Below are 15,154 nucleotides of genomic sequence, written 5' to 3'. Positions count from 1 at the left end.
CACGACGACTGGCGCTACAACCGGTTCAGGTGCAGCCACGACGACTGGCGCTACAACCGGTTCAGGTGCAGCCACGACGACTGGCGCTACAACCGGTTCAGGTGCAGCCACGACGACTGGCGCTACAACCGGTTCAACCACCGGAGCCCGAAAGGGCTCAGGCGCAAACGCGGTCGGAGCAGGAATCGGCGGTGTAATGTGCGGCGCCAAATCATCTTCGACGAGTGCAACTGGCTCTTCGGCCACCGGTAGCGTCAGCCAAGGTTGCGCGATAGGTGCCTGCGGCGCCTGGGTAACGACTTCGGCAACATGATCAGGCTCAACCACCGGTTGCAGCACCGGCTCGGCGACGGGCAACACAGTCGGCGCGAGCGCTTCTTCTATTACCAGTGCCGGCGTGGGCTCAGGAATTGGTTGTGGCTGTTCGACGACGGGTTCCTGCGGCTTTTTGCGCAGCCATCCGAACAGGCTTTTCTTCTCGCCAGCCGCAGCTGGGGCTTTCTTGTCGTCGTTGGAACCAAACATGGAGGACGGCTATCTCACGGTAGCGACGCGCCAAAGGCGCCCCGGCAAATAAATATTCGATGCAGAACAGACTGTGATTGACCCAGCTTGTTCACGCGCAACATTTTGTCGAGGTGCAAATCGCAACTCAAAGGTCGACTAATTCGAAGGACTGGAACGGCATCGTYGGCGAAAACACAGAGTTTAGCTGTCAAACTCAAAGCTTGCGCCGCAAACCCAAACAACCTGCAGACCGATCAAAGGCCTGATAGGCGTGGCCGCCAGTAAAACGGACCGTTATCCTAGCACCCTCTCGCCCGCTGACGCTAAGACCAAGCGGGCAGCCCAACAGGTTTAAAAACGAATGAATGCTCTAGCCCGCCGCGCTGCAGGCCTGCTGCTCAGCACAGTTTGTCTGCCACTGTCAGCCTTCGCTGCCGATCCACAACCCACCCACGAATTCACACTCGATAACGGCCTGAAAGTTATCGTGCGCGAAGACCATCGTGCGCCGGTGGTGGTCTCCCAGGTCTGGTACAAGGTCGGTTCCAGCTACGAAACACCGGGTCAGACCGGTCTTTCCCATGCCCTCGAACATATGATGTTCAAAGGCAGCGAGAAAGTCGGCCCCGGTGAAGCCTCGCTGATCCTGCGCGATCTCGGCGCCGAAGAGAACGCGTTCACCAGCGACGACTTCACGGCTTACTATCAGGTGCTGGCCCGCGATCGACTGGGTGTGGCCTTCGAACTGGAAGCAGACCGCATGGCCAGCTTGCGCCTGCCGGCTGACGAGTTCGCCCGCGAAATCGAGGTCATTAAAGAAGAACGTCGCCTGCGCACCGACGACAAGCCAATGTCCAAGGCTTACGAACGCTTCAAGGCAATGGCTTACCCGGCCAGTGGTTACCACACGCCGACCATCGGCTGGATGGTTGATCTGGACCGCATGAGCGTCGAAGAGCTGCGCCACTGGTATCAATCCTGGTACGCGCCGAACAACGCCACGCTGGTGGTGGTCGGTGACGTCACCCCGGACGAGGTCAAAGCATTGGCCCAGCGTTACTTCGGCCCAATCGCCAAACGCGATGTACCCATTGCAAAAAAACCGCTGGAACTGGCCGAACCTGGCGAACGCCTGATCACCCTGCATGTGCAAACCCAATTGCCAAGCCTGATGCTGGGTTTCAACGTGCCGAGCATCGCCACCGCCGAAGACAAGCGCTCGGTAAACGCCTTGCGCCTGATCTCGGCCCTGCTGGACGGCGGCTACAGCGGTCGCATCCCGACGCAACTGGAACGCGGCGAAGAGTTGGTGACTGGCGGTTCGTCGAGTTACGACGCCTACACCCGCGGCGACAGCCTGTTTACCTTGTCGGCGACACCGAACAGCCAAAAAAAGAAAACCATGGCCCAGGCTGAAGCCGGCCTGTGGAAGCTGCTCGAACAGCTGAAAACCACCGCACCGTCCGCCGAAGAGCTGGAACGCGTACGGGCTCAGGTGATTGCCGGCCTGGTCTTCGAGCGCGACTCGATCACCAGCCAGGCCACTTCCATCGGCCAACTGGAAACCGTCGGCCTGTCGTGGAAGCTGATGGACACCGAACTCGCAGACCTGCAAAGCGTAACGCCGCAAGACATCCAAAACGCCGCCAAGCTGTATTTCACCCGCGAACGTCTCAGCGTCGCCCATGTCCTGCCACTGGAGACGACTCATGAGTGAGCGTAAAAAACCACGTCTGGCCCTGGTCGGCTTGATCACTGTCGCACTGATCGGCTCCGCGACCTTCTACCTGTCCAGAAGCAGTGACTCAAAGGCCAGCGAAGCACTGGACAAAGCCAAGTCCAGCCAGAAGCTGCAATCGCTGGCAGAACTTGACGGCAAGGCACCGAGCCACCGCGCCCTTGACGTACAGACCTGGACCACCGCCGAAGGCGCCAAGGTGCTGTTCGTCGAAGCCCGCGAGCTGCCGATGTTCGACATGCGCCTGATCTTCGCCGCCGGCAGTAGCCAGGACGGCGATGCAGCGGGCCTCGCCCTGTTGACCAACGCAATGCTCAACGAAGGCGTGGCCGGCAAAGATGCCGGAGCCATCGCCGAGGGCTTCGAAGGCCTGGGCGCGGACTTTGGTAATGGTGCATTCAAAGACATGGCGCTGGTTTCCTTGCGTAGCCTCAGCGCCGCGGACAAGCGTGAACCGGCCCTGAAGTTGTTCTCTGAAGTCATTGGCAAACCGACCTTCCCCGCCGACTCCTTCGCACGCATCAAGAACCAGATGCTGGCCGGTTTCGAATACCAGAAGCAAAACCCCGGCAAACTGGCGAGCCTGGAGCTGATGAACCGTTTGTACGGTGATCACCCTTACGCGCATGCCAGTGACGGTACGGCGAAAACCGTTCCTGCAATCACACAGGCTCAGCTCAAAGCGTTCCACGAAAAAGCCTACGCCGCCGGCAACGTGGTGATTGCACTGGTCGGCGACTTGTCCCGCGCCGAGGCCGAAGCGATTGCCGTGCAGGTCTCCAGCGCGCTGCCAAAAGGCCCGGCACTGGCGAAGATCGCGCAGCCGGAAGAACCCAAGGCCAGCGTCGGCCACATCGAGTTCCCGTCCAAGCAAACCAACCTGATGCTCGCGCAACTGGGCATCGACCGTGACGATCCGGACTATGCCGCGCTGTCCATGGGCAACCAGATCCTCGGGGGCGGTGGTTTCGGCACCCGCCTGATGAGCGAAGTACGTGAAAAACGTGGCCTGGCATACGGTGTGTACTCGGGTTTCACCCCGATGCAGGCGCGCGGTCCGTTCATGATCAACCTGCAGACTCGCGCCGAGATGAGCGAAGGCACGCTGAAACTGGTGCAGGACGTGCTGGCCGACTACCTTAAAACCGGCCCGACGCAAAAAGAACTCGATGATGCCAAGCGTGAACTGGCCGGCAGTTTCCCGCTGTCCACCGCCAGCAACGCCGATATCGTCGGCCAGTTGGGCGCCATGGGCTTCTATAATCTGCCGCTCAGTTATCTGGATGATTTCATGCGTCAGTCCCAGAGCCTGACCGTCGAACAAGTCAAAACCGCACTGAACAAACACTTGAGCACGGACAAAATGGTCATCGTCAGCGCTGGCCCGACCGTGCCACAAAAGCCGTTACCGGCCCCATCTGATAAACCTGCCGAGCAACCGCTCGGGGTTCCGGAGCATTAATGGCCACGCGTCCAAAAAAACCTGTTCACAACGTTCATAACGGCGTGAATCAACTGCGCATCATTGGCGGCGAATGGGGCAGCCGAAAGCTGAGCTTCCCGGATGCCCCGGGCTTGCGCCCGACGCCAGACCGGGTGCGTGAAACCCTGTTCAACTGGCTCGCCCCGTACGTCGCGGGCGCCAAGGTGCTGGACCCGTTCGCCGGCAGCGGCGCACTGTTTCTGGAAGCCCTGTCCCGTGGCGCGGCCATAGGCCAGGCGCTGGACGCCAGCAACATCGCAGTCTCCAGCATCAAGGAGCATCTGGGCACACTGCGCTGCACTACCGGCCAGATCCAGACCGCCGATGCCCTGCGCTACCTGGAAACCCAGACAGCCACTGCCTACGACCTGGTGTTCCTCGACCCGCCGTTCAACCAGAACCTGCTGCCGAGCGTCTGCACGCTGCTGGAAGAGCGTCAGTGGCTGGCCGACGAGGCCTGGATCTACACTGAAAGCGAAAACGCACCGTCTTCCCTCGGTTTGCCTGGCAACTGGCGCCTGCACCGCGAGCAGAAATCCGGACGGGTTTACTACGCGTTGTGGCAACGTATGGCAGAGATCGCCGGTTAATCGACCGGCCTGAAAAGGTGCGCACCCGTTGCGCACCGCTGCATCGAGAGCAATCGTGTCCCATCCGCCAGACCGCTTCACCCCCGCCCTGGGCCTGGGCAACCCGCACTTGCAAACCTTGTGGGGACCGCTATGGCGCAAAACCACGCACATTGAGCGCGAGCGCGAACGCTTGTGGCTCGATGACGGCGACTTTCTCGACCTCGACTGGCACGGCCCACACAGCGCGACGGCACCGTTGGTGCTGGTACTGCACGGGCTGACGGGGTCGTCGAACTCACCTTATGTCGCCGGCTTGCAAAAGGCACTCGCCGCCCAAGGCTGGGCCAGTGTCGCGCTGAACTGGCGCGGCTGTTCGGGCGAGCCGAACCTGTTGGCCCGCAGCTACCATTCCGGTGCCAGCGAAGACCTGGCCGAAGCCATCAGGCACCTGCGGGCCAAACGTCCGTTAGCACCACTGTATGTGGTGGGCTATTCCCTGGGCGGCAATATCTTGCTCAAGCACTTGGGCGAATCCGGCAGTGAAAGCGGCGTGGCCGGTGCGGTGGCGGTGTCGGTACCGTTTCGCCTCGACCACTGCGCCGATCGCATTGGCCAGGGTTTTTCCAGGGTCTATCAGGCGCATTTCATGCGTGAGATGCTCGCCTACATCAAGAACAAACAACGTCAGTTCCAGCATGATGGACGCGAAGAGGGTCTAGCGGCGTTGGCGGCACTCGGCTCGCTGGAGAACATGCGCACTTTCTGGGATTTCGATGGCCGGGTCACGGCACCGTTAAATGGTTTTATCGATGCCGAGGATTACTATCGCCGCGCGTCGAGCCGTTATTTCCTGGGGGAGATTCGCACACCGACCCTGATCATTCAGGCGGCGGACGACCCCTTCGTCTTCCCCCACAGTCTGCCGCACGCCGATGAACTGTCCGCTTGCACGCAATTTGAATTACAAGCCAAAGGTGGACATGTCGGTTTCGTCGATGGCTCGTACAGGCAACCGGGTTATTACCTGGAACGGCGCATCCCGCAGTGGCTGGCAGCCGTGGGGCGCGAGTGGCCGATCGACGCCAATCAAGGCAACAATTGAGCATTACTGTGGGAGCGAGACCGGCTTGCCGGTGATAGCGGTATACCAGTCGACATCTCTATTGAATGACACACCGCTATCGCGAGCAGGCTCGCTCCCACAGGGTTTAGCAATTACTCGCCGGTCGCAATGCCGCGCGCCGGATCGTTGATCCACTCGCTCCACGATCCGGCATACAACGAACCTAACGGATACCCCGCCAGGCACAACGCAAACAGGTTATGGCACGCCGTCACGCCTGAACCGCAGTACGCCACCAGATCGGTTGGCGAACGATCACCGAGTTTTGTGGCAAATCGTTGCTTGAGTTGATCAGCCGGCAAGAATCGTCCATCGCTGCCCAGGTTCTCATTGAACGCCGCACATTGCGCCCCCGGAATGTGCCCGGCAACCGGATCGATCGGCTCCACTTCACCCTTGAAACGCGGTAAGGCGCGGGCATCCAGCAAGGTCAGCGCAGGCTGGCCAAGACGTCGTTGGAGCTGTTCGGCGCTCAAGATCAGCGCGTTGTCCGGTGTTCCGGTGAAGGTGCCGCGTTTGTTGTCGCACGCATCCAGACTCAGCGGCAAACCTGCCGCGTGCCAGGCCTTGAGCCCGCCGTCCAGAATAAACACGCCGTCACGCTTGCCCAGCCACGCCAGCAACCACCAGGCCCGCGCCGCGAAGGCACCCGGTCCGTCGTCGTACAAAACCACTTCGCTGTCCGCGTTGATGCCCCAGGCTTGCAGGCGTTCGAGCAACGCTTCAGCGCCAGGGAGCGGATGACGCCCCGTCACGCCCTTGACCACCGGCCCACTCAAATCACGCTCAAGATCGGCAAACTTCGACCCGGCAATGTGCCCTTCGGCATAGCTGCGCTGGCCATAATCCGGGTCTTCGAGGGCAAAACGACAATCCAGAATCACCAACCCCGGCTCGTCCTTTTTCAGGTCCAGTGCTTGCGGGCTGATCAGTTGCGCAATGGGCATAGCGGGCTCCTGTGACTAAGTCGGTTTTTAATCCTACTGCACTTCTTCAAGGGCTTGGGCCAGTGGCACGTAAAACTCTTCGTACAGTGCGTTCACTGCATCGCGAGACTGATCTGTCACGAAACCGGCCTCAAGCACCAGCACCTGATACACCCCACGTTTAATGGCTTGTTCGCTCAGGTGATTGGAGTTTTCCCGCGTGGTGCACAGAAACCGCACCCATGACGTCAGGATGATCCACGCATTGAGTGTCAGGGACTCGATCTGCACCTTGTCCATTTGCAGGATGCCGGCGTCGACGAAGGCCGCGTAGATGTGCGTGCCATGGATCAGGCAGCGCTGGGAAAACCGCCGGTAGCGGGCGGCGAGTTCCGGATCGCTGTCGAGCAGGTGCTCGAGATCGCGATGCAAAAACCGGTAGCGCCACATCGCCGATAGCAGCTCCTGAAGGTAGAAGCGCTTGTCGTCCACCGTGGACGCACGCCCCTGAGGCGGGCGCAGGAAGCTGTCCACCAGGCTTTCGTACTCACTGAACAACACGGCGATGATCGCCTGCTTGTTGGGGAAGTGGTAGTACAGGTTGCCCGGCGAAATTTCCATATGGGCAGCAATGTGGTTGGTGCTGATACTGCGCTCACCCTGCTGATTGAACAGCTCCAGGCTGTTCTGCACGATGCGCTCGCTGGTTTTGATCCGTGGGGCCATGGCTTGAGCTTAAATTCAGAGTGCGATGAGGGGCATCTTACGACCTATCCGCGAGTGGATAAAACAAAGCTGTTCGAGGATGTCATTTGACTTTCTAGAGTATAGACTCTAAAAAGGCCTTCATTACAATTAATCCGGAGCCGACAATGACTGCTGACATCGCCTACCTTCAGAACCTGAATCAGCCTCTGGAAGAACTGCAAACCCTGTTCGACGCACAACGCGCCGCTTACGCCGCCAACCCGATGCCGCCGGCCGCCCAGCGCCAGCAATGGCTCAAAGCATTGCGCGACCTGTTGAACAGTGAACGTCAGGCGTTGATCGAGGCGATCAGCCAGGATTTCAGCCACCGCAGCGCCGATGAAACCCTGCTCGCCGAAATAATGCCCAGCCTTCACGGCATTCATTACGCCAGCCAGCGCCTTAAAGGCTGGATGAAGGACTCGCGGCGCAAGGTGGGCATCGCTTTTCAGCCGGCGGCGGCCAAAGTTGTCTACCAACCGTTGGGCGTGGTCGGCGTGATCGTGCCCTGGAACTATCCGCTGTACCTGGCCATCGGCCCGTTGGTGGGTGCGCTGTCGGCCGGTAATCGGGTGATGCTCAAGCTCAGCGAATCAACCCCGGCCACCGGTTTACTGCTCAAGGAGCTGCTCGCGCGGGTCTTCCCTCAAGACCTGGTCTGCGTCGTGCTGGGCGAAGCCGATGTCGGCGTAGCGTTCTCTCGCTTGCCTTTCGATCACCTGCTGTTCACCGGTGCCACCAGCATCGGCAAACACGTGATGCGTGCGGCGGCCGAGAACCTCACCCCAGTGACCCTCGAACTCGGCGGCAAGTCCCCGGCCATTGTGTCCCTTGATGTGCCACTCAAAGACGCCGCCGAACGTATCGCCTTCGGCAAAACCCTGAACGCCGGGCAAACCTGCGTGGCCCCGGATTACGTACTGGTGCCGGAAGACCGCGTGGAGGGCTTCATCGACGCTTATCGTCAGGTCATTCGCGGTTTTTACCCGACACTGGCTGACAATCCGGACTACACCGCCATCATCAACGAGCGGCAACTGGCGCGTCTCAACGGCTACATCAGCGATGCCACCAGCAAAGGTGCGCAGCTGATTCCGCTGTTCGATCAGGGCCAGGGCCGGCGCATGAGTCACAGCCTGCTGCTCAACGTCACGGATGACATGATCGTGATGCAGGACGAAATCTTCGGGCCTCTGCTGCCAATCGTGCCGTACAAAAGTCTGGACGAGGCGTTTGCCTACATCAACCAACGCCCTCGCCCACTGGCGCTGTATTACTTCGGCTACGACAAGCGCGAACAGAACCGCGTGCTCCACGAAACCCATTCCGGGGGTGTCTGCCTCAATGACACCCTGCTGCACGTCGCTCAAGACGACATGCCGTTCGGTGGCATTGGCGCCTCGGGCATGGGTCATTACCACGGCCACGAAGGCTTCCTGACCTTCAGCAAAGCCAAAGGCGTGTTGATCAAGCAGCGCTTCAATGCCTCGAAGCTGATCTACCCGCCGTACGGAAAATCCATTCAGAAACTGATCCAGAAGCTGTTTATCCGCTAACGATCACCAACACCGGGTAACAACAATAATGAACCCAAGCTTGACCGATACTCCCGCGCTGTCACGGCGCGGCTTGCTGAAATTCAGCCTCGGCGCGAGCGCCTTTCTGGCCACGGCCGGATTAGGCGCGAGCCTCAGCGGCTGCTCGTCGAGCACTCCGGCGACCGGCTTCGCGATTCTGCGCAGCGGCGACCTGCTGTTTTTGCGCGCACTGATCCCGGTGATGCTCGAGGGCGCTGTCGCGGCCGAGAAAATGCCGGCATCGGTCGACCAGACCTTGCACAGCCTGGATAACAGCCTGAATCACCTGTCACCGGAAATGCTCAAGCTGACCCAGCAATTGTTCGATGTACTGGGGATGGCCGTGACTCGCGGACCGCTGACCGGAATCTGGGGTAGCTGGGAAAACGCCAGCGCCAGTGAAGTCCGGCACTTCCTTGATCGATGGGAAAACAGCTCGCTGGGCCTGTTGCGCATGGGCCACAGCTCGTTGCTGCAACTGGTGATGATGGCGTGGTACAGCCGGGCTGAATCGTGGGCGCATTGCGGGTATCCGGGGCCGCCTACCGTCTGAAACCGTGTCGCCCCATCGCGGGCAAGCCCGTTCCCACAGGGGATCGCGTCCCCCTGTGGGAGCGAGCCTGCTCGCGATGGCGCCCGGAAGAACACTCCAAAAATAACAACTAGAGAACCTGAGAATGCCTGTACCCGATCCGTTCCGAGAAGGCCTGTCCCGTGGCTGGAAAACCTACAATGGCTCGCAACTGACCCAAGACCTGACCCTCGAAGCGGACGTGGCGATCATCGGTAGCGGCGCTGGCGGCGGCACCACGGCTGAAATCCTCAGCGCGGCCGGCTACAAAGTGCTGTTGATCGAAGAAGGCCCGCTCAAGACCAGCAGCGACTTCAAGATGCTCGAAGACCAGGCCTACTCCAGCCTCTACCAGGAAGGTATCGGACGGATGAGCAAGGACGGCGCGATCACTATCCTTCAGGGCCGGGCGGTGGGCGGCACCACGCTGATCAACTGGACGTCGAGCTTTCGCACGCCAGCCCCGACGCTCGAACACTGGGCCAGGGAGCACGATGTCAAAGGCCACTCCCCAGCCGAAATGGCGCCGTGGTTCGAGAAAATGGAACAACGCCTGGGCGTCGCACCGTGGATGGTGCCGCCCAACGCCAACAACGACGTGATCCGCAAAGGTTGTGAAAAACTTGGCTACAGCTGGCACGTCATCCCGCGTAACGTGCGCGGCTGCTGGAACCTCGGCTACTGCGGCATGGGCTGCCCGACCAACGCCAAGCAATCGATGCTGGTGACGACCATTCCGGCAACGCTGGAAAAAGGCGGAGAGCTGTTGTACCTGGCCCGCGCCGAAAAGCTGTCGATCAAGGATGGCAAAGTCACAGGCTTGCAATGCGTGGCGATGGACGACCGTTGCGTCGCGCCGACCGGCCGCACGATCACGGTCAAGGCGCGCCATTACGTCCTGGCTGGCGGCGGGATCAACAGCCCGGGGCTGCTCTTGCGTTCTGATGCGCCGGATCCGCACAAGCGCTTGGGTAAACGCACGTTCCTGCATTTGGTGAACATGTCCGCCGGGCTGTTCGACGAGGTGATCAACCCGTTCTATGGCGCGCCGCAATCGATCTATTCCGACCATTTCCAATGGCAGGACGGCGCCACCGGGAAAATGGCCTACAAACTCGAAGTCCCGCCGCTGCACCCGGCACTGGCGACGACCCTGCTCGGCGGTTTTGGCAAGGAAAACGCCCAGCACATGGAGCACCTGCCCCATACCCACGCCATGCTCGCGTTGCTGCGCGACGGTTTTCATCCGGAAAGCCCCGGCGGCAGCGTCGAACTGCGCAGCGACAATACACCAGTGCTCGACTATCAAGTCTCACCCTATACCTGGGACGGCTTGCGCCGAGCCTTCCACAGCATGGCCGAGATCCAGTTCGCCGGCGGCGCCAAAGCGGTGATGCCGATGCACGCCGATGCTTACTACGTGAAAACCTTGGCCGAAGCGCGCACGGTGATCGATGGGTTGAGCCTTGAGTTGTATCGCACACGCTTGGGCAGCGCCCACGTGATGGGCGGTTGTGCGATGGGTGAAGACCCGAAAAACGCCGTGACCGACAGCCTCGGCCGTCATCACCAGCTCAGCAATCTGTCGGTCCATGACGGCTCGCTGTTTCCCACCAGCATTGGCGCAAACCCGCAATTGTCGATCTATGGGCTGACCGCGCAACTGGCCACTTCCCTGGCCGAACGTTTAAAAAACCCATGAAAAGGGAGATTACTCTTATCGTCTATAGTTCTTTCTTACCCAACAGGCGACTTGGCCGACCGGGAAGGCTGCGATACCATCCGACTCCCCAACGGACTCCCGCCAGGACGACGCGATGAACCGAGTGTTGTACCCAGGTACCTTCGACCCTATTACCAAGGGCCATGGCGACTTGGTCGAACGCGCCGCGCGCCTGTTCGATCATGTGATCATTGCTGTCGCCGCCAGCCCCAAGAAAAACCCGTTGTTTCCTCTGGAACAGCGTGTGGAGCTGGCCCGCGAGGTCACTAAACATCTGCCGAACGTTGAAGTCGTCGGTTTCTCGACGCTGCTCGCGCACTTCGCCAAAGAGAAGAACGCCAACGTGTTTTTGCGTGGTTTGCGCGCGGTATCGGACTTCGAATACGAATTCCAGCTGGCCAACATGAACCGCCAACTGGCGCCGGATGTAGAAAGCCTCTTTCTTACCCCGTCCGAGCGTTATTCGTTCATTTCCTCAACGCTGGTCCGTGAAATCGCAGCGCTTGGCGGCGATATCACCAAGTTCGTTCACCCTGTGGTGGCGGACGCCCTCACCGAGCGCTTCAAGAAGTAACGACCGCTGAATCGGCGCCCGCGTGCACTGCGGGCGCCAATGCGGCACAATTGTGCGCATTGGTTTATTGCGCCCGGGCCTGCCGCCCTGGCTGGAGTTAGCATGTCCCTGATCATCACCGACGATTGCATCAACTGCGACGTCTGCGAACCCGAGTGCCCGAACGCCGCCATTTCCCAAGGCGAAGAGATCTACGTGATCGACCCGAACCTGTGCACGCAGTGTGTCGGCCACTACGACGAACCTCAGTGCCAGCAAGTGTGCCCGGTGGATTGCATTCCACTGGATGAAGCGCATCCGGAGACTGCAGACGAGTTGATGGATAAGTATCGGAAGATTACCGGTAAGGCTTGATATATTTTGCTGCCTGTTCCGACGCCTTCGCGAGCAGGCTCGCTCCCACATTGGATCTGCGTCGATCACAAATCCCCTGTGGGAGCGAGCCTGCTCGCGAAGGCGTCACCAGCCACGCCGAATATCTAACTGGTTACCGCGCCTCAACTCTGGCAGCGAGGACAAAAGACGCTGGCGCGCTGCCCGAGTTTCACATCCCGCAGTTCCGTGCCGCAGACCTTGCAGGGCTCATGGCCTCGGCCGTAGACGAACAGTTCCTGCTGGAAGTAACCCGGCTGACCGTCTCCCCCGATAAAGTCGCGCAACGTAGTGCCGCCGCGCTCGATGGCCGCGGCCAGGATGCGTTTGATCTCGATCGCCAGCTTCAAATAACGCGCCCGGGAAATACTCTTGGCTTCGCGGCGCGGATCAATGCCGGCGGCGAACAATGCTTCGGTCGCGTAGATATTGCCGACGCCCACCACCACCGCGTTATCCATGATGAACGGCTTGACCGCCATGGAGCGCCCGCGAGACTGCTGGAACAAGCGCTCGCCGTCGAACAGGTCGGTCAACGGTTCCGGTCCCAGCCGAATCAGCAATTCGTGGTTATACGGGTCGAGGCTCCAGAGCATCGCGCCAAACCGTCGCGGGTCGGTGTAACGCAACGCCAGGCCGGACTCCAGTTCGATGTCCACATGCTCGTGCTTGGCCGCTGGCAGACCGGCTTCCACCAGCCGCAAATTCCCCGACATGCCCAAATGGCTGATCAGCGTGCCGACTTCGGCATTGATCAACAGATACTTCGCGCGCCGCTCAACCAGCACGATGCGCTGCCCGGACAGCCGCACATCAAGGTCTTCCGGGATAGGCCAGCGCAAGCGCCGGTCACGCACGATCACCCGGCTGACCCGTTGGCCTTCCAGGTGCGGCGCAATTCCGCGGCGGGTAGTTTCGACTTCTGGCAATTCAGGCATGGGGCACTCGAATCAGGCTATCCAACACTCAGCGGTGAGTACCGAGGTCGCGAATCGTTTGCTTGAGCGTCTCGAAGTCATAGTCCGAGACGCCGACATAATCGAGCACCAGATGCCCGATGCTGTTCCATTCGTGGTCTTCGGCCTGGTTGCCCAATACCCGACAGGACGCACAAATGTGTTCGGCCATCTTCAGGATCGCCAACAGGTTCTTGAACTGGACATTGCGCGTCGACTCATCGCTGAAGATCGCCAACGCATTGTGGTGATTGGCGATAGCCGCGGTCACATGATCCGGCAGACGCCAGGACTTCGCGGTGTAGTAACCCACCACGGCGTGGTTGGTGTTGAACGCCCGGTTCTCGGTGTCCACCACCCGGCATTCGGTACTGGCGTTAGCATACGCCTCTCCCAGGACCGTCATGTATTGCGGGAAACGCTGAAGCATCAACGGCACACCACAATCGTGGAACAACCCCAGGGCGTACGCTTCATCACCGGCCTGAGCGCCAATGTGCTTGGCCAGCGTCAGGCAGGTCATCGCCACGTCTTGAGCCGTATCCCAGAAGCGGTTCAACGTGACAATGGTGTCGTCATTCATCTCACCCTTGATCGACTGCGCGTTGATCAGGTTGATGATTGAACGGCTGCCCAGCAGGTTCACCGCACGCTGGATCGAGGTGATCTTGTTGCTCAAGCCGTAATACGGCGAGTTGACGATTTTCAGCAAAGCGCCAGAGAGGCCCGGGTCTTGGGAGATCAGCTTCGCGATCACTTCCAGGTCCGGGTCGGGCATGTACTGCTCCATCTGCAAATCCACCATGATTTGCGGCTGGGCGGGCACGCTGATGCCTTGCAGGGACTGTTGAATCTGTTCGGTCGTCAGCTCTTGGGACATAGGTACACACTCTGGGCGAGGCGCAGATTCTAGCTTCTAAAAGTTGGATCCGACACCTTGGACGGCGCATCTGCTGAAGTTTCATCTCTGCCCGTGGCCTTCACCGCATGTCTATCCGCCAAACCGTGGCCTTGCGCAACACGCTATACTCCCGCTCTTTTTTCCGGAGCGACGTCATGTCCCTGCCTAGCCTGCGCCTCAAAGCCAACGCCGACCGTCGCCTGCGGAACGGCCACTTGTGGGTCTATAGCAACGAAATCGATGTAGCTGCTACCCCTTTGCACGGTTTCAAGGCCGGTGACCAGGCGATCCTCGAAGCCGCCGGCGGCAAGCCGCTGGGCATCGTTGCGATGAGCCCGAACAACCTGATCTGCGCCCGCCTGTTGTCGCGCGACATCAAGTTGCCGCTGGACAAGTCGTTGCTGGTTCACCGCATCAACGTCGCCCTGTCGCTGCGCGATCGTCTGTTCGACAAGCCGTTCTATCGACTGGTCTACGGCGACTCCGACCTGCTGCCAGGTCTGGTGGTCGACCGTTTCGGCGACATCCTGGTGGTGCAGATCGCCTCGGCGACGATGGAAGCCCATAAAGAAGACGTGATTGCCGCGTTGACCCAAGTGCTCAAGCCAAGCGGCATTCTGTTCAAGAATGACTCTGCCGCCCGTGATGCCGAAGGCCTCAACCGCTACGTCGAAACCGTGTTCGGCCTGGTGCCGGAGTGGGTGGCGCTGGAAGAAAACGGCGTGAAATTCGAAGCACCGGTCATGCAAGGCCAGAAAACCGGCTGGTTCTACGACCACCGCATGAACCGCGCACGCCTGGCCCCGTATGCCAAAGGCAAACGCGTGCTGGACCTGTACAGCTACATCGGTGGCTGGGGTGTGCAAGCGGCCGCGTTTGGCGCCAGTGAAGTATTCTGCGTCGATGCTTCCGCGTTCGCCCTAGACGGCGTCGAGCGTAACGCCGCGCTGAACGGTTTCGCCGACAAAATGACCTGCATCGAAGGCGACGTGTTCGAAGCCCTGAAAGAGCTCAAAGCCAGCGAAGAACGTTTCGACGTGATCGTGGCCGACCCTCCGGCCTTCATCAAACGCAAGAAAGACATGAAGAACGGTGAAGGCGCCTACCGTCGCCTGAACGAGCAAGCCATGCGCCTGCTCAGCAAGGACGGCATCCTGGTGAGCGCTTCGTGCTCGATGCACCTGCCCGAAGACGACCTGCAAAACATTCTGCTGACCAGCGCCCGTCACCTGGACCGCAACATCCAGCTGCTGGAGCGTGGTGGTCAGGGCCCGGACCATCCGGTTCACCCTGCCATCGCCGAGACTCGCTACATCAAGAGCATCACCTGCCGCCTGCTGCCAAACAGCTGATTATGCCGGTTTGACGGGGAGCCGATCGGCTC

At 60.1% G+C, this 15,154-nt stretch carries 14 protein-coding genes and 1 pseudogene; 10 read left to right on the top strand and 5 right to left on the bottom strand.

The window, feature by feature from the left end; translation table 11 throughout:
- Window positions 1–525, bottom strand: a pseudogene (locus AC1DSG_RS17885) (signal recognition particle-docking protein FtsY); the annotation flags it as partial.
- 343 nt (window positions 526–868) lie between these two features.
- On the opposite strand from AC1DSG_RS17885, the gene AC1DSG_RS17880 reads away from it, so the two are divergent.
- From AC1DSG_RS17880 to AC1DSG_RS17865, 4 genes are read left to right on the top strand one after another with little or no spacing between them, the layout of a single operon-like run.
- Entirely contained in the window at window positions 869–2,224 is a 1,356-nt protein-coding gene (locus tag AC1DSG_RS17880; protein ID WP_477792070.1) for a M16 family metallopeptidase, read from the top strand.
- The gene (locus AC1DSG_RS17875; RefSeq protein ID WP_477792069.1) at window positions 2,217–3,707 is read left to right on the top strand and encodes a M16 family metallopeptidase; all 1,491 of its coding nucleotides are present in this window, start codon (window positions 2,217–2,219) and stop codon (window positions 3,705–3,707) included. The genes AC1DSG_RS17880 and AC1DSG_RS17875 overlap by 8 nt, the downstream gene beginning before the upstream one ends.
- Window positions 3,707–4,318: a 16S rRNA (guanine(966)-N(2))-methyltransferase RsmD gene (rsmD, locus tag AC1DSG_RS17870; protein WP_477792068.1), complete on the top strand. Its 612-nt coding sequence runs from the start codon at window positions 3,707–3,709 to the stop codon at window positions 4,316–4,318. Before AC1DSG_RS17875 ends, rsmD begins: the two co-directional genes overlap by 1 nt.
- 55 nt (window positions 4,319–4,373) lie before the next feature.
- A complete protein-coding gene (locus AC1DSG_RS17865) occupies window positions 4,374–5,402 on the top strand; it encodes a hydrolase (protein WP_477792067.1) in 1,029 nt (342 codons plus the stop codon).
- Between the two features lie 113 nt (window positions 5,403–5,515).
- Here AC1DSG_RS17865 and AC1DSG_RS17860 read toward each other — a convergent pair whose 3' ends face one another.
- Together AC1DSG_RS17860 and AC1DSG_RS17855 are read right to left on the bottom strand one after the other, a co-directional pair.
- Window positions 5,516–6,370 carry a sulfurtransferase gene (locus tag AC1DSG_RS17860; RefSeq protein WP_477792066.1) on the bottom strand — a complete coding sequence of 285 codons (855 nt, stop codon included), beginning with the start codon at window positions 6,368–6,370 and terminating at the stop codon, window positions 5,516–5,518.
- A 33-nt stretch (window positions 6,371–6,403) separates the two neighbouring features.
- Entirely contained in the window at window positions 6,404–7,075 is a 672-nt protein-coding gene (locus tag AC1DSG_RS17855; RefSeq protein WP_477792065.1) for a TetR/AcrR family transcriptional regulator, read from the bottom strand.
- A gap of 146 nt (window positions 7,076–7,221) precedes the next feature.
- On the opposite strand from AC1DSG_RS17855, the gene AC1DSG_RS17850 reads away from it, so the two are divergent.
- The 5 genes from AC1DSG_RS17850 (at window position 7,222) to AC1DSG_RS17830 (ending at window position 11,895) form a co-directional block, all read left to right on the top strand.
- Window positions 7,222–8,652 (top strand): coniferyl aldehyde dehydrogenase, encoded by a 1,431-nt coding sequence (locus tag AC1DSG_RS17850; protein ID WP_477792064.1) that lies wholly within the window; start codon window positions 7,222–7,224, stop codon window positions 8,650–8,652.
- A gap of 28 nt (window positions 8,653–8,680) precedes the next feature.
- A complete protein-coding gene (locus AC1DSG_RS17845) occupies window positions 8,681–9,226 on the top strand; it encodes a twin-arginine translocation pathway signal protein (RefSeq protein ID WP_477792063.1) in 546 nt (181 codons plus the stop codon).
- A gap of 124 nt (window positions 9,227–9,350) precedes the next feature.
- The gene (locus AC1DSG_RS17840) at window positions 9,351–10,946 is read left to right on the top strand and encodes a GMC family oxidoreductase (protein WP_477792062.1); all 1,596 of its coding nucleotides are present in this window, start codon (window positions 9,351–9,353) and stop codon (window positions 10,944–10,946) included.
- 115 nt (window positions 10,947–11,061) lie between these two features.
- Window positions 11,062–11,541 (top strand): pantetheine-phosphate adenylyltransferase, encoded by a 480-nt coding sequence (gene coaD, locus AC1DSG_RS17835; RefSeq protein WP_477792061.1) that lies wholly within the window; start codon window positions 11,062–11,064, stop codon window positions 11,539–11,541.
- A 102-nt stretch (window positions 11,542–11,643) separates the two neighbouring features.
- Window positions 11,644–11,895: a YfhL family 4Fe-4S dicluster ferredoxin gene (locus AC1DSG_RS17830; RefSeq protein WP_477792060.1), complete on the top strand. Its 252-nt coding sequence runs from the start codon at window positions 11,644–11,646 to the stop codon at window positions 11,893–11,895.
- A 143-nt stretch (window positions 11,896–12,038) separates the two neighbouring features.
- On the opposite strand, the gene mutM is transcribed toward AC1DSG_RS17830, so the two are convergent.
- Both mutM and AC1DSG_RS17820 read right to left on the bottom strand, forming a co-directional pair.
- Complete coding sequence (gene mutM / locus AC1DSG_RS17825; RefSeq protein WP_223517970.1) at window positions 12,039–12,851, bottom strand: bifunctional DNA-formamidopyrimidine glycosylase/DNA-(apurinic or apyrimidinic site) lyase; 813 nt, start codon at window positions 12,849–12,851, stop codon at window positions 12,039–12,041.
- Between the two features lie 28 nt (window positions 12,852–12,879).
- Window positions 12,880–13,695: an HDOD domain-containing protein gene (locus AC1DSG_RS17820; RefSeq protein WP_477792071.1), complete on the bottom strand. Its 816-nt coding sequence runs from the start codon at window positions 13,693–13,695 to the stop codon at window positions 12,880–12,882.
- Between the two features lie 230 nt (window positions 13,696–13,925).
- On the opposite strand from AC1DSG_RS17820, the gene AC1DSG_RS17815 reads away from it, so the two are divergent.
- Window positions 13,926–15,122 carry a class I SAM-dependent rRNA methyltransferase gene (locus AC1DSG_RS17815; protein WP_452628526.1) on the top strand — a complete coding sequence of 399 codons (1,197 nt, stop codon included), beginning with the start codon at window positions 13,926–13,928 and terminating at the stop codon, window positions 15,120–15,122.
- Window positions 15,123–15,154 lie beyond the last annotated feature (32 nt).

This window comes from Pseudomonas sp. P5_A12 (assembly GCF_056400685.1).
Note: the sequence above shows the minus strand (reverse complement) of the source record. Positions and strands in the feature narration are given on the sequence as shown.